Source organism: Pseudomonas sp. HN11 (genome assembly GCF_021390155.1).
In the GTDB taxonomy this organism is placed as follows: Bacteria; Pseudomonadota; Gammaproteobacteria; order Pseudomonadales; family Pseudomonadaceae; genus Aquipseudomonas.
Genome location: NZ_CP089985.1, coordinates 2,100,325 through 2,119,735 on the forward strand (window position 1 = coordinate 2,100,325; position 19,411 = coordinate 2,119,735).

At 62.7% G+C, this 19,411-nt stretch carries 15 protein-coding genes and 2 pseudogenes; 9 read left to right on the forward strand and 8 right to left on the reverse strand.

Annotated features, from left to right (window positions below; genetic code table 11):
* Positions 1 to 177 precede the first annotated feature (177 nt).
* Positions 178 to 1,467, reverse strand: a pseudogene (locus LVW35_RS29095) (HAMP domain-containing protein); the annotation flags it as partial.
* A gap of 261 nt (positions 1,468 to 1,728) precedes the next feature.
* Here LVW35_RS29095 and LVW35_RS09760 point away from each other — a divergent pair.
* The 3 genes and pseudogenes from LVW35_RS09760 to LVW35_RS29105 all read left to right on the forward strand — a co-directional run bounded on the left by LVW35_RS09760 (position 1,729) and on the right by LVW35_RS29105 (position 4,802).
* Complete coding sequence (locus tag LVW35_RS09760; RefSeq protein ID WP_233896441.1) at positions 1,729 to 3,048, forward strand: Na+/H+ antiporter family protein; 1,320 nt, start codon at positions 1,729 to 1,731, stop codon at positions 3,046 to 3,048.
* A 74-nt stretch (positions 3,049 to 3,122) separates the two neighbouring features.
* Positions 3,123 to 3,944 (forward strand): annotated as a pseudogene (locus LVW35_RS29100) (cache domain-containing protein); the annotation flags it as partial.
* A gap of 102 nt (positions 3,945 to 4,046) precedes the next feature.
* Entirely contained in the window at positions 4,047 to 4,802 is a 756-nt protein-coding gene (locus LVW35_RS29105; RefSeq protein WP_442799670.1) for a methyl-accepting chemotaxis protein, read from the forward strand.
* Here LVW35_RS29105 and trhP read toward each other — a convergent pair.
* Positions 4,799 to 6,112, reverse strand: coding sequence for a prephenate-dependent tRNA uridine(34) hydroxylase TrhP (gene trhP / locus LVW35_RS09770; protein WP_233895110.1), 1,314 nt, complete (start codon positions 6,110 to 6,112; stop codon positions 4,799 to 4,801). The two genes, LVW35_RS29105 and trhP, sit on opposite strands and share 4 nt — an antisense overlap.
* A 226-nt stretch (positions 6,113 to 6,338) precedes the next feature.
* Here trhP and LVW35_RS09775 point away from each other — a divergent pair, with 226 nt between their 5' ends.
* The 3 genes from LVW35_RS09775 to LVW35_RS09785 are packed head-to-tail and all read left to right on the forward strand — an operon-like array spanning position 6,339 to position 8,097.
* On the forward strand, positions 6,339 to 6,602 hold the full coding sequence (locus tag LVW35_RS09775) for a DUF2790 domain-containing protein (protein ID WP_233895112.1): 264 nt from the start codon (positions 6,339 to 6,341) through the stop codon (positions 6,600 to 6,602).
* Positions 6,603 to 6,644: 42 nt separating this feature from the next.
* The gene (locus LVW35_RS09780; protein ID WP_233895113.1) at positions 6,645 to 6,857 is read left to right on the forward strand and encodes a hypothetical protein; all 213 of its coding nucleotides are present in this window, start codon (positions 6,645 to 6,647) and stop codon (positions 6,855 to 6,857) included.
* Positions 6,858 to 6,888: 31 nt separating this feature from the next.
* Entirely contained in the window at positions 6,889 to 8,097 is a 1,209-nt protein-coding gene (locus LVW35_RS09785) for a cytochrome c biogenesis protein DipZ (RefSeq protein ID WP_233895115.1), read from the forward strand.
* A 1-nt stretch (position 8,098) separates the two neighbouring features.
* Here the strand turns inward: LVW35_RS09785 and LVW35_RS09790 are convergent, their stop codons facing one another.
* Genes LVW35_RS09790 through LVW35_RS09800 form a run of 3 tightly spaced genes read right to left on the reverse strand, consistent with a single transcriptional unit; the run spans position 8,099 to position 10,737 of the window.
* Complete coding sequence (locus LVW35_RS09790) at positions 8,099 to 8,764, reverse strand: response regulator transcription factor (protein WP_233895117.1); 666 nt, start codon at positions 8,762 to 8,764, stop codon at positions 8,099 to 8,101.
* A 39-nt stretch (positions 8,765 to 8,803) separates the two neighbouring features.
* Positions 8,804 to 9,175: a response regulator transcription factor gene (locus tag LVW35_RS09795; protein WP_233895119.1), complete on the reverse strand. Its 372-nt coding sequence runs from the start codon at positions 9,173 to 9,175 to the stop codon at positions 8,804 to 8,806.
* Positions 9,175 to 10,737, reverse strand: a complete 1,563-nt coding sequence (locus LVW35_RS09800) for a PAS domain-containing sensor histidine kinase (RefSeq protein ID WP_233895121.1) — start codon at positions 10,735 to 10,737, stop codon at positions 9,175 to 9,177. The genes LVW35_RS09795 and LVW35_RS09800 overlap by 1 nt, the downstream gene beginning before the upstream one ends.
* 197 nt (positions 10,738 to 10,934) lie before the next feature.
* Between LVW35_RS09800 and LVW35_RS09805 the strand changes: the two genes are divergently transcribed.
* Both LVW35_RS09805 and LVW35_RS09810 read left to right on the forward strand, forming a co-directional pair.
* Positions 10,935 to 11,351 carry an organic hydroperoxide resistance protein gene (locus LVW35_RS09805; protein WP_233895123.1) on the forward strand — a complete coding sequence of 139 codons (417 nt, stop codon included), beginning with the start codon at positions 10,935 to 10,937 and terminating at the stop codon, positions 11,349 to 11,351.
* A gap of 139 nt (positions 11,352 to 11,490) precedes the next feature.
* Positions 11,491 to 12,474: a quinone oxidoreductase family protein gene (locus tag LVW35_RS09810; RefSeq protein ID WP_233895125.1), complete on the forward strand. Its 984-nt coding sequence runs from the start codon at positions 11,491 to 11,493 to the stop codon at positions 12,472 to 12,474.
* Here LVW35_RS09810 and LVW35_RS09815 read toward each other — a convergent pair.
* On the reverse strand, positions 12,455 to 13,675 hold the full coding sequence (locus LVW35_RS09815) for an MFS transporter (protein ID WP_233895126.1): 1,221 nt from the start codon (positions 13,673 to 13,675) through the stop codon (positions 12,455 to 12,457). The two genes, LVW35_RS09810 and LVW35_RS09815, sit on opposite strands and share 20 nt — an antisense overlap.
* Positions 13,676 to 13,847: 172 nt before the next feature.
* Here LVW35_RS09815 and LVW35_RS09820 point away from each other — a divergent pair, with 172 nt between their 5' ends.
* On the forward strand, positions 13,848 to 15,140 hold the full coding sequence (locus LVW35_RS09820; protein ID WP_233895127.1) for an epoxide hydrolase family protein: 1,293 nt from the start codon (positions 13,848 to 13,850) through the stop codon (positions 15,138 to 15,140).
* 7 nt (positions 15,141 to 15,147) lie between these two features.
* Here the strand turns inward: LVW35_RS09820 and LVW35_RS09825 are convergent, their stop codons facing one another.
* Positions 15,148 to 18,018 carry an ATP-binding protein gene (locus tag LVW35_RS09825; RefSeq protein ID WP_233895128.1) on the reverse strand — a complete coding sequence of 957 codons (2,871 nt, stop codon included), beginning with the start codon at positions 18,016 to 18,018 and terminating at the stop codon, positions 15,148 to 15,150.
* A gap of 93 nt (positions 18,019 to 18,111) precedes the next feature.
* Positions 18,112 to 19,326: an MFS transporter gene (locus LVW35_RS09830; protein WP_233895129.1), complete on the reverse strand. Its 1,215-nt coding sequence runs from the start codon at positions 19,324 to 19,326 to the stop codon at positions 18,112 to 18,114.
* Between the last annotated feature and the right edge of the window lie 85 nt (positions 19,327 to 19,411).

The following is a 19,411-nucleotide window of genomic DNA, read 5'->3' on the forward strand; positions in this document are numbered from 1 at the left end:
TACGTCTTGGGCGGTGGCGCTCATTTCATGGGAGGCGGTGGCCACCTGATCGACCTGGCGGTACTGCTGCTCCATGCCGGCGCTGGTTTCAGTCGCAATGGCAGCAGATTGGTCGGCGGTGCCACGGGCGTCCTGCACCGAGCGCTTCACCTCGGCGATGATCGGTTGCAGCTTGTCGAGGAAGCGATTGAACCAGCCGGCCAGCTGGCCCAGCTCGTCCTGCTTGTCGTAGGCCAGGCGAAGGGTCAGGTCGCCTTCGCCGCTGGCGATATCTTCGAGCATGTGCGCCACGCCGAGGATCGGCCGGGTCACGCTGCGTGCCATCAGCCATACCAGGATCAAGCCGATCACGGCGGCAATCAAGCCCAGGCTCAGTTCCAGCAGGGTGCCCTTGGCGTTGTCGGCATCCAGCTGTGCCTTCAGTGCTTCGGCGGGGGCGACCAGGACTTTCTCCGGCACATCCAGCAACACGCCCCACGACTTTCCGTCGGGGATCGGCGCGAACGGCGCCAGCACCTTCAGTTGATGGTCAGTGCGCAGGCTACGAATGTGCGTGCTGCCTGCCAGGGCGCTGATCAACTGTGCGCCATTAGCGGTGTCGACTTGGTCCAGCCGCTGGCTGAGCTTGCCGGCATCGGGGCTGTAGCCCGCCAGCAGACCGGTGGGGCTGAGAATGCTGACCTGCGTCTGGCCGTCGTATAGCTTGTGGCTCGCTTGTTGGCTCACGGCCTGCAGGCTGTTGAGGTTGATGTCCACCGACAGCGAGGCGATGACTTTGCCGTTGACCATCAACGGGAAGACGATGCTGGTCATCAGCACGTTTTGCCCGTTGATTTTGTAGAAGTACGGTTCGATCACGCACGGCTTGAGCGTGGTGCGTGGGCAGGTGAACCAGGCGTTGGCTTTTTCACCGCTGGGGCCGACGCGGGTGTCGGACATGTCGCTTTCCGGCAACGCCATCGACTCCAACTTGCCGGAGGTGGGCTGCGACCAATACAGGGCGAAGCGGCCCTTGTCGTTACTGCCCAGTTCGGCTTGGCCGGCGAACAATTCATCCTTGCCATCCAGGGCGTTGGCTTCGAATACCAGGGACAGGCCGAGCAAATCCGGGTTGGCCTGCAACGCGGCCTTGACCTGGCGGGTCAGGTCTTCGCGGGTGTCAAAGGCGTCGAGAAAGCGCTTCTCGGCCTGCTCACGCAGGAACAATACCTGGCGGGAGAAACCATGGCCGTACTGATAGGCGTCCATGAATTGGCGGCGGATGCCCAGCGCCTGCACCTCGCCTTGGGCCTCGATGCGCGCCTGGGCGGCTTCATCCAGCATCTGCATGCTGGACGCCTTGACCTGCTGCGAACTCTGCTCCATGCGATACAGCGACAGACCCACCAGCAGGGTCACGATTCCCAGCAGGCAGAGGCCAGCGAGCAGGGTGATTTTCCATTGAATGGAGAGCGGCCTAAGCGACATCGGTACATCCTTACCTGAAAACACATAGGCCTGTGTTATCGGCCGACGCCGGTTTTTCTTTATTCAAACGATCAATTTAAACCTGCTTTTGTGGTGAGCGAGCTTGCTACAAGGTTCGTTTTTTGACATGTGAACCTGCGTCCGGCAAAGTGCGCGCCCTCTAATAAGACCTCCTTCAAGCCTGCACGTTGGCTGCCACCCGATGGCCGCCTGGGCGCGGGCGTGCCTGTTTTTTATGTTGTTCTGCTTGAGGTAACCATGATTAACGCAGTCATTGCCGCGGTCGGCACCATGCTGGTGCTCAGCCTGTCCCGCGTGCATGTGGTCATCGCCATTATCGTCGGCGCGCTGGTGGGCGGACTCACCGGTGGCCTGGGTATAGACGCCACGCTCAAAGCCTTCAACGGTGGCTTGGGCGGGGGGGCGACTGTGGCGTTGTCCTACGCCTTGCTCGGCGCTTTCGCCGTGGCGATTGCCAAATCCGGCCTGGCCCACGCCCTGGCCGACAAGGCGCTGCTGCTGGTGGATCGCCAGGAATCTACCGGCGGCAGTCACGTCAAATGGCTGTTGATCGGCCTGCTGTGGGTGGTGGCGATTGCGTCGCAGAACATCCTGCCGATCCACATCGCGTTCATTCCATTGCTGGTACCGCCGCTGCTCTACGTGTTGACCAAGCTGCAACTGGACCGCCGACTGATCGCCTGTGTGATGACCTTCGGCCTGATCACGCCCTACATGTTCCTGCCGGTGGGCTTTGGCAATATCTTCCTCAACCAGATCCTGCTGGCCAATGTGGCCAAGAGCGGTGTGGACATCAGTCAGGTCAACGTCACCCACGCCATGAGCTTGCCGGCGCTGGGCATGGTAGTGGGCCTGCTGGTGGCGGTGTTTATCAGCTACCGCAAGAAGCGCGTGTACGACCTGGAGAAAATCGAGCGGGTCGAGCAGGTGGCGGTGCAGTACAACCCGTTGACTCTGCTGGTGGCCGGCCTGGCGATTGCCTCGGCGTTCATCATCCAGTTGTGGCTGGACTCGATGATCATCGGCGCCTTGGCCGGGTTCCTGATTTTCTCGGTGTCGGGCATCGTGCGCTGGCGCGACACAGACGACCTGTTCACCGAAGGCATGAAGATGATGGCCATGATCGGCTTCATCATGATCGCCTCGTCGGGCTTTGCCGAAGTGCTCAAGGCCACCGGCGACGTGCGCTCGCTGGTGGAAACCTCGGCGGCCTTCATCGGCCATAACCGTGGGGTGGGGGCGCTGTTGATGTTGCTGGTGGGGCTTTTGGTGACCATGGGTATCGGTTCGTCGTTTTCCACGGTGCCGATCCTGGCCGCGATTTTTGTACCGCTGTGCGTGCAACTGGGCTTCAGCCCGATGGCCATCGTATGCATCGTCGGCACGGCCGGTGCGCTGGGAGATGCCGGCTCGCCGGCCTCGGACTCCACCCTCGGCCCGACCTCCGGCCTGAATGTCGACGGTCAGCACCACCATATCTGGGACACCGTGGTGCCGACGTTCCTGCACTACAACCTTCCGTTGCTGGCATTCGGCTGGCTGGCCGCCATGACCCTCTGACAGGGTTGTCCTACAGAATCTGCGCAATTGGCCGTTAACCTCTCAAGTCGCCACTTATAAGAGAGAAAAAAGTCATGCGTCTGAGCCTCAAGGCCAAAGTCCTGTCCCTCGCTGTAGTGCCGGTATTGTTGTTTGCCGTGGTCATCAGCCTGACCACGGTGTGGATCCTGCAGGGGCAGGCGCGCAACGAGGTGGATGAAACCCGCCAGCGCCTGCTCAACGACGCCAAGGCCACCCTGCAAAGTTATGTCGAAGTGGCCATGAGCACCATCAAGCCGCTCTACGACGCGGCGGCGCCTGGCGATACCGCCGCGCGTGCCGAGGTGGTCAAGCTGCTCTCCAACACCAGCTACGGCAAGGACGGTTACTTCTTCGGCTACGACTCCGAGACCATCCGCCTGTTCAAGGGCAACAGCCCCGATGGCGTCGGCAAGAGCTTCAAGGACAATCGCGACCCCAACGGCGTGTACGTCAACCGTGACCTGGTCAAGGTCGGCAAGGACGGCACCCACTACCTGCAATACAGCTCGACCCAGCCGGGCCAGACCGAACTGGTGCCCAAGATGGGCTACACCGAATACCTGCCGAAGTGGGACATGGTCATCGGAACCTCGGTGAACCTGGACGGCATCGAAGCCCAGGTGGCGGTGGTCGAGGCCAAGGTGCAAAAACGCATGGAAGGCGTGCTGCTGAGCATCCTCGGCGTGGCCGTGGTGGTGCTGTTGGTGATCGCTGCCGTCGGTATGCTGCTGGCCAATACCATCCTGCGTCCGCTGCACTTGATGAAAGCCAACCTCGACGACATTGCCGCCGGCGAAGGTGACTTGACCCGCCGCCTGGCCATCACCAGCCAGGACGAGCTGGGCGATTTGGCGGGGGCGTTCAACCGTTTTGTCGACAAGATCCACGGTCTGGTGCGCCAGATCACCGAAATGACCACCCAACTCACCGGCCTGGTCAGCCAGGTTTCCGATCAGGCCCAGCGCTCCGAGCAGGCCATGGAACGCCAGCGCCACGAAACCGATCAGGTCGCCACCGCAATCAACCAGATGTCGTCTGCTGCGCAAGAAGTAGCGCGCAGTGCCCAGGGCGCCTCGGTCGCCGCGCAGCAGACCGATGCCGAAGGCCAGGCCGCCAAGCGTGTAGTGGACGGCAGCATTGCGCAGATCCATGCGCTGGTGAACGACATCCGCAGCAGCGGCGTGTCCCTCGACAGCCTGCAGCAGGATGTGTCTTCCATCGTCAGTGTGCTCAGTGTGATCCGTTCCATTGCCGAACAGACCAACCTGCTGGCGCTCAACGCCGCCATCGAAGCCGCAAGGGCAGGCGAGGCCGGACGTGGATTCGCGGTGGTGGCCGACGAAGTGCGCGCCCTGGCCAGCCGCACCCAGACCAGCACCCAGGAAATCCAGGGCATGATCGACCGCCTGCAAAAAGGCACCGAGGCCGCCGTGGAGGCCATGCGCCGTTCCAGCGATGCCGGCGACGGCACTTCGGCCCAGGCCAACGAAGCCGGGGCCTCCCTGGACACCATGGCCCAGTTGATCGGCACCATCAATTCGATGAACGCCCAGATTGCCAGCGCCGCCGAGGAGCAGACTGCCGTGGCCGAAGAGATCAACCGCAGCGTGCATCAGATCGCCGTGGCGGTGGACAGCGTCGCCGACGAAACCCAATTGGGCGCACAGACCTCCCGCAGCCTGGCGGACCTGGGCCAGCGCCTGGGGCAGTTGGTCGGTCAGTTCAGAATTTAGACATCACGCATCAGCAAGCCGAAGCGCACATCCATCTCCGCCGGGACCGGCACATACACCGTGTGCCCGTCCCCCGGCGCGACCTCGACTGCCTCGTTCAGGTTGTTGTGCAGCCTCTCCAGGTCAAAGTGGAAGTTGCCGGCAGGGGTCATCAATTCCAGGTGATTGCCCACGGCGAAGCGGTTTTTCACCTTGACCTCGGCCCACTCGCCCCGGCGCTCGCCAGTCAGCTCGCCGATGAACTGCTGGCGTTCCGACACTGAGCTGCCGTTCTGGTAGTTCTGGTATTCATCATGCACATGGCGGCGTAGAAAACCTTCGGTGTAGCCACGCTGGGCCAGGGATTCGAGGTCGGTCATCAGGGTGCGGTCGAAGGCGCGACCCGCCACCGCATCATCGATGGCCCGGCGATACACTTGGGTGGTGCGCGCGCAGTAGAAATGCGACTTGGTGCGACCTTCGATCTTCAATGAGTGCACGCCCATCCGGGTCAGGCGCTCCACATGCTGTACGGCGCGCAGGTCCTTGGCGTTCATGATGTAAGTGCCGTGCTCGTCTTCGAAGGCGGGCATCTGCTCATCGGGGCGGTTGGCTTCCTGGAGCAGGAACACCCGATCGGTGGGCGCGCCAATGCCAAGGGTGGGCTGGCATTGCTGAACGATATCCCCCGTGGCGTTTTCCACTGCCGGGGTCGCCTGGTATTTCCAGCGGCAGGCATTGGTACAACTGCCCTGGTTGGCATCGCGCTTGTTCATATAGCCCGAGAGCAGGCAGCGCCCGGAATAGGCCATGCACAACGCACCGTGCACAAACACTTCCAGCTCCACGGCCGGCACCTGCCGGCGGATCTCATCGATTTCTTCCAAGGACAATTCCCGCGACAGAATCACCCGGCCGATCCCTTGCTGCTGCCAGAACTCCACACTGGCCCAGTTCACCGTATTGGCCTGCACCGACAAGTGGATCGGCATCTGGGGGAAGTGCCGGCGCACCAGCATGATCAGGCCTGGGTCGGACATGATCAGCGCGTCCGGGTCCATGGCGATCACCGGGGCCAGGTCCTTGAGGAAGGTCTTCAACTTGGCGTTGTGCGGCGCGATGTTCACCACCACGTAGAAACGTTTGCCCAGGGCGTGGGCCTCCTGGATACCGAGGGCCAGGGTGGCGTGGTCGAACTCGTTGTTGCGCACCCGCAGGCTGTAGCGCGGCTGGCCGGCGTAGACCGCGTCGGCGCCGTAGGCGAACGCATAGCGCATGTTTTTCAGGGTGCCGGCAGGGGCGAGCAGTTCGGGGGCGAGGAGGGAAGGCATGGGGTCGGATCGCAAAAGATCACGAAAGTAGCCGAGCGGCGAGGGCGGTTTATTGATCCAGATCGTCCTTTGGGCTTTTTGTATCGCTGTGTATCGGCGGGGGCTGTGGATACGTATCGATTTATCCGCGCGGTTTTCCGACACAGGCGCGATACCTCAGGGGCTTTTAATTGATTCCAACGAGGCACACACCGCCTCCAACCCTGAGAACCTGGAGTCAATCGCCATGAACACCAAAGCCATCTACGCCGCCTGCCTGTTTGCCGCCCTGAACATCTGCACCTTGTCGGCCCGCGCCGAAGCCGCGACTACCGTGCAAACCTACAACTACGGCACCCACCTGGACATCAAGCAAGTGGTCTCGATGAGCCAGGACGCCAAGCCCGCCTGCGGCGTGGTGAATGCGCGCATGACCTACCTGGATTCCCACGACAAGACCCAGGTGTTGGACTACCTCAAGTTTGGCGACGGCTGCATCGGCGACAACTGAGTGCCACTTACCCATCCCCTTTTCTGACACAGGAAGACCGCCATGAACCACCTGACCCGCTTTTTGACCGCCAGCGCTTTTGCCCTCGCCGGCACTGCCGTGCACGCCAACGCCGCCCTGGAGAAGAGCAGCTGCGCCGCCAGCACCTGCTTCCAGCTGACCCCGGTGCAACACGCCGCCGGCCATGACCTGCTGGTGGAGGACGGCAGCCGCCGCACACCGCTCGGCCAGGCGTTGGACCACCAGACGGCGTGAAGCCGTCTCCCCACTCGATAAGGTGAACCTCATGCTACTCATCGCATTCCTGGGCGGCATCCTGACCGTCCTCAGCCCGTGTATCCTGCCGGTGGTACCGTTTCTGTTCGCCGGCGTCGACCGCACCCGCCGTTCGATCCTGCTGACCCTCGGCGGCATGGTCCTGACCTTCGCGCTGATCTCCAGCCTAGCCGTGGTCAGCACGGAGTGGGTGATACAGGCCAATAACACTGGCCGCCATGTGGCGCTGATCGTGATGGCGCTGTTTGCGCTGTCGCTGATCTCGGCGCGGGTCGGTGGCTGGCTGGCGCGCCCCTTCGTGTTGTTGGGCAACCGTATCGACCCTGACGGCCGCACGCTGTCCGGCCCGTTGAAGTCGGTCATGATCGGAGTCGCGACAGGCCTGCTGTGGGCGCCGTGCGCCGGACCGATCCTGGGGGTGATCCTGACGAGCGCGATGTTGCAAGGCGCGAATGCGCAGACCAGCCTGTTGCTGTTGGCCTATGGCCTGGGCAGCGCCCTGTCCCTGGGCACGCTGATCTTTGCCGGACGCGGTTTGGTCAATCGACTCAAGACCTCGATTCCGGTGACTGGTTGGCTGCGCCGTGGGGCAGGGGTGGCGGTATTGGCGGCAGCGGTAGTGATCTCCACCGGTGCCGACAAGACCTTACTCGCCGGCACTTCGTCCGAAGGGGTCAGCAGCCTGGAAAAAGGCGTACTGGAAAACGTACCCAAAGTGGTGGATTACGTGGTGAGCAAGGTCAAGGCCGACGCGGCGCAGGACAATGCCGAGGGCGCCATGCCCTCGCTGGCCGGCGCGGTCGAGTGGCTGAACTCACCGGAACTCACCCGCGAATCCTTGAAAGGCAAAGTGGTGCTGGTGGACTTCTGGACCTACGACTGCATTAACTGCCAGCACACGCTGCCGTATGTGAAGCAATGGGCGAAGACGTACGAGAAGGACGGCCTGGTGGTGATCGGCGTGCATACCCCGGAGTACGGTTATGAGCGCATCATCGGCAACGTCAAGGACCAGGTACGCAAGCTGGGCATCACCTACCCGGTGGCCATCGACAACAACTACGCGATCTGGCGCAACTTCGACAACCAGTACTGGCCCGCCCATTACCTGATCGACGCCAAGGGACAAGTGCGTTACACCCACTTCGGCGAAGGTCGTTATGAGGCTCAGGAGCAGATGATCCAGACGCTGTTGAGCGAAGCCAAGGCCGCTCAGTGACTCAATGCAGCGGCTTTGCCAGCAAAGCCGCCATCTTGACCAGGTCCGCCAACGAGCGGGCCTTCATTTTGCGCATCGCTTTGCCCCGATGGGCCTTGACCGTGATCTCACTGATCGCCAGGTCGGCAGCGATGACTTTGTTCATATGCCCCGCGACGACCCTTGTCATCACTTCCTGCTCCCGTGGCGTCAGGGTGGCGTAGGCCGCCCGCAGGACGCGCAATTGATCCTGCTGATCGAGCAGGATGCGGCTCTTTTCGAGGGCACCGGCAATCGCGGTCAACAGCACGTCATCATTGAACGGCTTGGTCAGGAACTCCATCGCGCCGGCCTTCATGGCGCGCACGGTAAGCGGGATGTCGCCGTAGCCGGTGATGAAGATGATCGGCGTGTCCGGGCGTTCGTTGGCGATGGCGGCTTGCAGATCCAGGCCGTTGAGGTCGGGCAGGTTGATGTCCAGCACCAGGCAGGTGGGTACGTCTGTACGCGGTTGGCTCAGAAACGCCTGGGCCGATTCGAACAGCCGGGGTTGCCACTGGGCAAACCGGATCAACAGCTCCAGGGATTCACGCACGGAAACATCGTCATCGACAACGAATACGATCGGCTGGGTGTCGGTCATCGGCGCGGCTCTGCGTGCATGGGCGATGGGGGGAGTCGAATGCATCATGATAGCTCCTTCAAGATAGCTCCCTGATGGAGCGGTTCAGTCGACCGGGAAGGCCGCACTCAGCGCTTTGAGCAGTTGCGCTTCGCTGAACGGCTTCATCAGGCAGTCCACCACGCCGGTGCGCATCAATTTCTGCCGGTCGCCGGCATCGCCATGGGCGGTGATGAAGATCACCGGTATGGCATGGCCACCCAGTTTTAGGGTGGTGTGCAGTTCCGGGCCGGACATGCCTGGCATCGCCACATCAAGGATCAGGCAGCGCGTACTCGCCACATTAGGTGATGATAGAAACACTTGGGCCGACGGAAACGCTTCGACGGCGAAACCGAATTCCCGGAGCAGGTCCGGCAGGGATTCTCGCACCGATTCGTCATCATCGACGACCGCGATGAGTAGTGGCTTTTTCATCAGTGACCCTCCTTGGTCGAATCGGCGTCCTGGTCGGTCACCCGTGGCAGGGTAAACCGGAACGTGGCGCCAGGTCCGCTATGGGCGCAGGCCCACAGTACCCCGTCATGCCGCTCGATAATGGAGCGGCTGATGGACAACCCTATGCCCATGCCGCTGGTTTTAGTGGTGTAGAACGCCTGAAACAGGCGCTCGGCGTCCAGCGGATCGAAACCGTTGCCGTTGTCCTTCACGGCAAGGTAGACGCGTTGGTGTTCGTCCAGGCCAGTGGTGACGTGCAGGTGCCGCGTGCGACCCGTCATGGTGTTCATCGCCTCGGTGGCATTGAGGATCAAGTTGAGGATCACTTGTTGCAACTGCACGCGGTCGGCCTTGACGGCGGGCAGGGCGTCGGCAAATTCCAGGTGCAGTTTCGCGTCATTGCGCTGCAGTTCATCCAACAGCATGGCGATGACCTCTCGCGCCGCTTCATTCAAGTCGACCGGTTCGAGGGTGAGGCACTTCTTCGAAAACAGCGCACGCAGGCGGTTGATCACCTCGGCGGCGCGATTGCCATCGCGGATGGTACGCCGGGCGGTCTCCAGGGCACCGGCGACATTTGGCGGGTCGGCGCCCAGCATGCGCAGGCAGGTGCTGGCATTGGTGATGATGCCGGCCAGCGGCTGATTGACTTCGTGGGCAATCGAGGCGGTGACGGTGCTCAGGCTCGCCACGCGTGCCAAGTGCGCCAGCTCCGAACGGACCTTGCTCAGGGTTTCTTCCGATAACTGGCGTTCGATAGCGATGCTGGCCGCCAGCATTTCAGCGCGTTTGCGGTCTTCGATATCCGTGTTTTCTCCGTACCAGCGCACGACCGTGCCCCATTGGTCCCGTTGCGGCACCGCGCGCACCAGGAACCAGCGATAGTCGCCGTCGAAACGACGCAAACGTGCCTCGTACTCTCCGGCTTCGCCCGACTGCAACAGGGCGCCCCAGTACTCGGCCAGTTGCCCGGCGTCGTCGGGGTGGACCGAACGCGCCCAGCCGTTGCCGCGCGCTTCGTCCAGGCTCATGCCGGTGTAGTCGCACCAACGCTGGTTGACGAAACCGACACTGCCATCCGGTTCCGCGCTCCAGACAAATCCGGGGATGGCATTGATGATGTTGCTGAGGCGGTCCTGCGAGGCGCTGACTTCGGCCAGTGCGTGGGCGATCAAGGCTTTGTCGCGCTTCTGCTCATCAATATCAACGCTGATCACCCACCAGCGGATGATCCGGCCCTGGCTGTCACGCATCGGCTTGCCGTCACTGACGAACCAGCGGTATGCGCCGTCCGCCTGCTGCAGGCGCAGTTCCTTGCGATAGGGCGCGCCACTGCGCACCGCTTCGCGCCATGCGTTGGCTGTGCTTTGCAGGTCATCCGGGTGCACGGCCGACTGCCAGCCACACCCGACGGCCGCGCTGGCACTGCGTCCGGTGTAGGTGCACCAGCCTTGGTTGACGTAGTCGACGCTGCCATCCACCAAAGCGGTGAAGGCCACCCCGGGCAGTGCATCGACGACGCGATCGAATTCATTCGACATACCGGTTCTCTAGTGACAGGCGCCGTGCGCAGAGAATGCCCTGTGGGCGGCTGTTCGCCCATCATACTTAGGTGTCGCCTGTCCGCGCAGGCGGGCAGGCGAACGATACCATCGTGTTATCGATGGCGGGCACGGGTTCTGTTCTGATTGAGCCACGCACCCCGAGTGCGCATTCCTCAATTTCCCGGAGCTCTGCCATGACCGCCAAAAAAGTACTCTACACCGCCAAAGTCCATACCACCGGTGCGCGCGACGGGGGCACTTCGCGCAGTGACGACGGGCGCCTGGACATCCTTCACTCCCTGCCGGGTTCCAAAGGCAGCGGCACCAACCCCGAGCAACTGTTCGCTGCCGGCTGGTCGGCTTGTTTTGACGGCGCGCTGGGGTTGGCGGCGCGCGCATTGAAGGTCGACCTGCCGGCTGATGTAGCCATCGATGCTGAAGTCGACTTGTGCCTTGAGGGCGATGCGTACTTCCTGCGTGCGCGCCTGAACATCAGCCTGCCGGGGCTGGAGCGCCATGTGGCGTTGGCGCTGATCGAAACTGCTCACCAGACGTGCCCGTACTCCAAAGCGGTGCGTGGCAACATCGACGTGGTGCTGAACCTGGCTTGAATGTAAGCCACTGTATCCAGCACGACTGACGTTACACAGCCATTCAAACCTGCCGCTTTGCCGACATGCCGTAGATACACGCGCCGCGCAGCATTGCGGCAGGTTCGGCGTCACCCGACGCTGACGGATCTTGAAGGCTATGAACACGATGAAAGCTGTGATGATCAACGCATTTGGCGGCCCCGAGGTCTTGGCCGTGCAAGAGGTTTCACTGGCCCGACCGGGGCCCGGGCAGGCACTGGTCCAGGTCATGGCCGCCGGCGTGAATTTCATGGATACCGGCGCGCGCCGAGGCCTAGGCGCCGCCGCGAGCCCGTTGCCGCTGACGCTGGGCGCAGAGGGCGCGGGAGTGGTTTTGGCCATCGGTCCCGATGTGACCGACGTGGTGCCTGGTGACCGGGTGGCCTGGTATTACGTGCCAGGCAGTTACGCGCAACAGGTGATCGCCCCGGTCAGCCAGTTGGTGCCGTTGCCCGATGACATCGGCTTCGAAACCGCCGCCGGCCTGATGATGCAAGGCCTCACCGCGAGCAATCTGGTGTTTGACGTGCACGCCCTCCAGAAGGGCGACGTGGCGTTCATCCATGCTGCGGCGGGCGGTGTTGGGCTGATGCTGACGCAGATGGTCAAGCTGCTCGGCGGTCAGGCGATTGGTCGGGTTTCCCATGCCGACAAAGTCGACAGCGTATTGGCGGCCGGCGCCGATTATGTGGTGATCGGGCGCGCCGGGCATATCGCCGGCCAGGTCGAACGCCTGGTGGGCGAACACGCGGTGAATGTGGTGTATGACGGCACCGGCAGTGAAGGTTTCAGCGAATCACTCAATCTGCTGGATTACTTCGGCACCTTGGCCTTGTTCGGTCCGTTCATGGACCCGATCGCGCCGATCGATATCTTTTCCATCCCGCGCAGCATCAAGCTGACCTATCCGGTCGTAATGCACCATGTGCGCAGCCGCGAAACCTTGCTGGCGCGTACACAGCAGTTGTTCACCTGGGTGCGCACCGGAAGGCTCAACGTGAACATCGGCCAGCGTTATTCGCTGGCGCAGGCGCACCAGGCTCATCGGGATATCGAGTCACGCAGGAGCACGGGCAAGCTGATTATCCTGCCTCAAGAGTAGGCCGGCGGCTACGCCAGATCAGCAGGGCAGCCAGCAGTTGGCTGCCCGCGTAGACGGTGAACAGATCCTGGGGGCGCCACTGGGCGTCGAGCAGTACACCGGCGAACGTGGGCGACACAATTGCACCCAGCCTTCCCGTGGCCAGCACCAGGCCCACACCGCGAGTACGCTCGGGAGTGTCGAATGCCTGGGGCGCCAGCACAAACAGCGCGGCAATGGCGGCGTAGAGCAATAGCCCGGCCGTGAACCCCGTGGCAATGGCCAGCATCGGTACGCGCGTGGCCGTTACCATCAGTAGCATCAGCACGGCATTGAACAGCAGGCACATGCACAACAAGCGGTGGCAGCCCCAGCGATTTGCACCCAAGCCCAACAGTAAGGCGCCAAACATGCCACCGACCGTGAGCAACATGCCGCCGGTGATGCCATGGCGTGCGGAAAAACCGCTGTGAGTCAGCAGCATGGGGGTCCAGCTCATCACAAAATAAAACCCGAACATCAGCAAGAAACATACGCCGGCCAAAGCGCAGGTCGATGGCCAGCGGCCGTGGCTGAACAGGCCGCAATAGCCTTGACCCGGCTGCTCGGCCGCCAACTGCGACGCAGACTCGCGCAACCACAGCGCACCGACGGCACCCACCAACAGCGTCAGGCTGCCCCCCGTCAGGAACACGTAGCGCCAGCCGAGGCTGTCGTTGAGTTGATGGGCCAGTACGCCGCCCAAGGTGGCGCCCAGCGCAAAGGCCACCGATTGCAAGGCAATCGCCAGGCTGCGACGTGTGGGCGGTGCGTGGTCGTGGGTCAGTACATTGGCGCCGACCAGCACTGCGCCCACGCCGATACCCGTGAGCAAGCGCAGGCACAGCAACGTGCAATACCCCTGGCTCCAGAAACACAGCACCATGGTCACGCCGCTGAGCATAAGGCTCGCCAGCAACACACGGCGGCGTCCATGCCGGTTGGCCAGCGGCGCAGCCCCCAGCGAGCCGCAGGTCATGCCCACCAGGCTGGCGCTGAGCAGCAGCCCGATTTGCGCCGCGCTCAATGACCACTGTGCCGCCACGCGACTGGCCGTGAACGCCATGGCCATTGCATCCAGGCCATCGATCACATTGAACAGCAAGCACAGCCCCACAACGGTCCACGCCGCGCGCCGTGTCGAAATGCTCGGTGTTGTCGCATTGATTGCTTGCCCACTCATTGGCTTCGGGTCTCTTGTTTATCGGGGATGGATGGCAGCAGCGGGCGGCCCTGCTGGCAAGTCATACAAAGGTATCGACCGACACCTACGTGCAATCGTGCGCTGCAAACGCCGATGGTCTGATCAGTCTTGCACCGGCCACCAGGCACGGTGCCACGACAGGAGATTCATCATGTTTGCAGCTTCGTCCCTTTACCTGCGGTTTCGCTGCCGGGCCTCGTTGCTCGGCCTGGCGCTGCTCGCCGGTAGCCAGGCCGCGTGGGCGGCCTCCGACGCCATCCGCCCGTACCGTATTCATGTTGAAGAAGCACAACTGACCGACCTGCATAAACGCATCGCCGCCACCCGCTGGCCCGACAAGGAAACCGTCAACGACAGCTCCCAGGGTGTGCAATTGGCGCAGGTCCAGGCGTTGGTCAAGTACTGGGGCAGTGGCTACGACTGGCGCAAGGCGGAGGCCAGGCTCAATGCACTGCCTGAGTTCATCACCACCATCGACGGTGTCGACATCCAGTTCATTCATGTGCGCTCGCGCAACCCCAACGCGCTGCCGTTGATTCTTACTCACGGATGGCCGGGCTCTCAATTTGAGTTTCTCAAGACCATCGGCCCGTTGACCGACCCGGTCGCCTACGGTGGCCGCATCGAAGACTCATTCGACGTAGTGATCCCTTCGATCCCCGGCCATGGTTTTTCCGGCAAGCCCACCGAACTGGGCTGGGGCCCGGACCGGGTCGCCAAGGCCTGGGACGTGCTGATGAAACGACTGGGCTACAGCCATTACGTGTCACAGGGCGGCGACCATGGTTCGGTGATCTCTGACGCATTGGGCCGCCTGTCGCCCCCTGGTTTGCTCGGCATCCACCTGAACATGCCGGCCACCGTGCCACCTGAACTGGTCAAACCGATCAATAGCGGTGAGCCGGCGCCCGCCACCCTGACCGAACCTGAGCGCACGGCCTACAACGCGCTGAGCACCTTCTTCGGGCGCAACGCGGCCTATGGCGCAATGATGGTCACTCGTCCACAAACCATCGGTTATCTGCTGGCCGACTCTCCGGCCGGTACGGCGGCCTGGATGTACGAGAAATTCGCCGCCTGGACCGACAGTGATGGCAAGCCCGAGCGTGTGCTCAGTCGCGATGAAATGCTCGATGACATCAGCCTGTATTGGTTGACCAACAGCGGCGCGGCGTCCTCGCGTTTCTACTGGGAAAACAACAACAATAACTTCAGCGCCGCGGCTCAGAAGACCGACACTATCAAGGTTCCGGTCGGCATTACCGTGTTCCCCCACGAGATCTATCAGGCCCCGAAAACCTGGGCTCAGCGCGCTTATCCCTCGTTGTCCTACTACAGCCAGGTCAGCAAAGGCGGGCATTTCGCTGCCTGGGAACAGCCGCAACTGTTCAGCGAGGAACTGCGCGAAGCCTTCCGGCCGTTGCGTTCGGCGGCCAAGCGCTGAGGCTTTTTCAGCTGTGTTGAGCATCGTCCAGGCGCGCCTGTAGCAGGCGCAGGTCCTGGGTGTCGAAGCCTTCCGAAAACTGCTCGCGGTGCTGGCCCAGCAAGCGCTGGGCCTCACTGCCGCGACCTTGCGCCTGCCACAGCGCGGCCAGGTCGATGGCGCTGCGCAACGCCCAACTGCGTGAGCCTTGCTGCTGGCTCAGACTCAACGACTCTTCCAGCAATGCCTCTGGCCGCCGGTGGTCGCCAGGTACTTGCGCCTTATGAATGCTGGCCTGGAGGCGTAGCAGTTCCGGCAGAGGGAAGGCATCGCCGCTGTGTCGGCAGTGTTCGATGGTCGCCGCCACTTGTGCCAGGGCTTTTTCAAATTGCCCGGCCAGCATCAAGCCCTCGACCAGTGCCATCTCAAAGGAGGTGGTCAGCAATTCGTAGCGCATGCCGTGCAGGCGGGCCAGGGTTTCTTCAAGGATGGCGACCGCATTTTCGGGCTGGCCTGCCCGGATCGCGACCGCTGCGCCGAAGCCCATGGCTGCAGCGATATAGGGGCCGAAGGCGTTGGCCTCGGCAATGGACTTGAAAGTGTGGAGGCGCTCGGCGGCGGTGTCCAGGTCACCGGTCCAGATGTAGATCTGCAGGGTCCAGACCAGCGCGATGCAATAGGTGGTTGCATGGTCCAGCGCGGCGGCTTCGGTTTCGACCTGCAGGGCGCCGCGCCTGGCCTGGTCGGGAAAGCCCATCAGCCAGAGTGTGCGTGCCAGGGCCAGGCCGGTGCGGTTGCGATGGTCGAAACCATAGTGAACGGTGAGGCTGCGTTGCGACGGCAAGCTATTGCGCAGGGAGTGTTCCAGCGCCTGGCGCGCCAACGCCTGGTTACCCAGCAAGTGATAACAGATGCCTGCTAGTGAGTTGGCCACGGCGATGGCTTCCGGTTTATCGATCACAGCACCGATCTCCACGGCACGTTCGGCCCAGGCCAGGGACGCCTTAAAGTCACCGATGCGTTCGTAGAAGATCTGCAAGCGTCCCAGCAGGCGCAGTTGCGAGCGGTGCTCTCCGAGGCTGACCGCAATATCCAGGGCGCGTAACAGGGCTTTTTCTGCGGCGGTGCTATTGCCTTTGGTGAACATCAGCACCAGGCCCAACGCGGCTTGCAATTCCATTTCGGTGGGCGTGCCGAAATAGCCAAGTTCCAGCAACTCGGTGGCGCGGGTACACCAGATGCGGCATTCCACCAACAGGGAAAAATGCAGGAACAGTTGCGCACTCGCCGCCGCCAGCGGCAGTGCCAGGCCGGGGTCGCCCTGGGGGCCGAAACTCCATTCCAGCGCGCTGCGGATATTGCCCAATTGGCAGCCCAGTCGCGTGGCGCTGGCGAAGATGGCATGAGGGGTGTCGCCCAGGTGCTTGAGCTGCTCCATATGGTACGCCGCGTGCCTGAAAGCCAGGGCGTGCACCTCTGAGGGGCCGCGCCCCTGCAGTTTTTCCCGCGCATAGGCGCGGGTCATTTCCAGCAAACGGTAAGAAGCCGTGGCACTGCTGCGGTTCACGGTCACCAGGCCCTTGGCGGCCAGTTCATCCAGGGTGGCGGCTACGCTGATGGGGTCGATCCAGTCGTCGGCGGCGATCTGCGAGGCCGCCTCCAGGGAAAACGGGCCGACAAATACGGCCAGCCGATCGAACACCAGGCGTTCATTGGCCGAGAGCAGGTCATAACTCCAATCCAGCATCGCGCGCAGCGTCTGATGCCGTGGCAGCGCGGTCCGGCGACCGGCCCATCCCAGGGAAAACCGCTCGCCGAGCAGGGCGTGGGTGGCATGTACACCGTGCACCGCGACGCGCACGGCCGCCAACTCGATGGGCAGCGCCATGCCTTCCAGGCGTTGGCACATGTCGGCAATCAGGCGTGCATCGCCGGGTCCGAGGGCCAGCGCGGCGTTGCTGGCGGACACGCGCTCGACAAACAGTTGCACGGCGGGAAACCCCAGCAGTTGTTCAACGCTCAAGCCCTGCGACTCGGTGGGAAAGGCCAGCGGGTTGAGCCGATACACGTGCTCGCCGCGCGCCCGCAAAGGTTCGCGACTGGTGGCGAGAAGGGTCACGCCCGGAGCCGCGTCCTGGATCTGTTCAACGATGGTGCAGACCGCATCGATCAGGTGTTCGCAGTTGTCGAGGATCAGCAGCAACCGATGCGAATGCAGATGGGCGAGCAACACCCGCATCGGTTCTTCGGCCTGCACCGCAATGCCCAGTGAACTGGCGAGGGCGATGGGCACCAAGTGCGCATCCTCGACCTGGGCCAGGTCAACGAAGTGCACGGCGGCGTCCTCAACACGGCGGTGGCCGGTTTCAATGGCCAGACTGGTTTTGCCCACGCCACCGGGGCCAACGATGGTAAACAATGGGGTCTGCAACAGGCGCTCCATCACCAGTGCCACATCTGCGTTGCGACCGATCAGGCTGGGGCGTTTCGGCAGGCGACCGACGCCGGTGGCCGCACGTTGGGGGGTATACGGGGCAGGCTTGGTGGGGGCCGCGCGCTCAATCGGCGCGACGAATGCGTAGCCCACGCCTACTTGAGTGTTGATATAGCGTGCACCGTCATCGCCATCGCCCAGAATGCGACGCAGCCCGGTCATGTGAAACCGCAGGCTGCCTTCTTCGACGATGATGTCGGGCCATACCAGGTTGATCAATTCACGTTTGGACACCACGCGCCCTGGGCGTTCGAGCAAGGCGATCAGCAGGTCGAACGCGCGACCGCCGATGTCGAGCGCCGCGCCATCTTTCGTGAGCAAGCGTTTACCCGGAACCACGCGAAAGGGGCCGAAGGCGAAATCCGGGCTCGCGGCCTCATGCAGGTCGTCAGAAGCGGACTCCACGGTTATCGTGCTCTCGAAGAAAAGGGGAGGGTGTATTCAAGGGGGTTGGAACCCTGTATCGGTCTGAGCATGATAGGAGGTCCCGGCGTTCGTTCAAGTCCGTACAGCCTCAGCCGCGTGTGGCGCGGGGGCGTTGGTCGGGGCCGGTTTGAGCATCGGCGTCAGGCACAGCATGAAGACCAGCACGGCAAATAGCATGGCGTAGGCCAGGTTATAGTTGCCGGTGTGATCGCGTAATGCGCCAAAGCACAGCGGGCCCAACGCGGCCACCAGGTAGCCGATAAACAGCATGAATACCGTCCATGCACCGGCCTGTGCAGGGGTGGCGGCATTGTCCAGCGGCAGCGTCATGCCCACGGTAAACGACATGCCCAGACCGATTGCCACCAGCAACACGTACAGGGTTGGCCAGGCTGTCGGTGCGAATGCCATGCCGGCGGTGCCCAGCAGCGCGATCAGCGTGCAGACGGCCAGCAGGCCACGACGGTCATGGGCTTTGCCTGGGATCAGGCCGGCGCCCACACTGGCGACCGCGAACACAGCAGTAAACAGTCCCAACAAAGTGCCGGCGGGCAGGTGGGTGACAGCCGTTTCCGTGGATGCCGGTGCCAGCCAGGCGAACAGGGCGTAGACCACAAATTGGCTGGCACCGAAGTACAGCGCCACCCGCCATGCTTGAGGGTTGCGCCACGGCAGCCGGATCGACTGGGCCGGTGCAGTTGCCAGCCGGGGCGCACCGGCCGCGAAACGCCTGGCCATCCACACCCAACTGATCACCGCCGTGACGCTCAGCAGGCTCCATATACCGGCACCCACACGCCAGCTGTGGGCGAGTTCGGTAATGGGTGCCGTGAACAGCGCAGAAAGGGTGGCCCCGACACTCAAGCCTGCGGCATAAATGCCCATGAAAAACGCGGGCCGCTGGGCAAAGTGGGTTTTGATCCAGCCCCCCATCAACGCGCCGGCGATGGCAATGCCCACACTGATCACAAAGGTGTTGAGCAGCAGGAACGCAGCATTCGGTGAGACCGCCCGCAACAGGCACGCGGCACCGATCAGCACCAGGGCCGCGATCATGCAGCGGTCCGAGCCAAAGCGTCGGCTCAAGCCAGGTGCCAGCAAGGCGAGCATGCCCATGCAGACGTCCGGAATCGACGTCAGCAGCGCCGCCTGGGTAAAGCTCAGGCCATACTGGTCCTGGATCAACAACAGGATCGGCCCGATGGACACAATGGCGGGGCGCAGGGCGATGGACAGCACCAAAAGGCCGATGACGGCTGCCAGGCTGTGCTTGTCGGTGGAGGTCATGTCGGCGGGCTCTTCGGGTCGTTGAAGTCGAACCGATCGTAGCAATGTGCAAGAATCGACAAATGCCAGCTTATATCGACAAAGT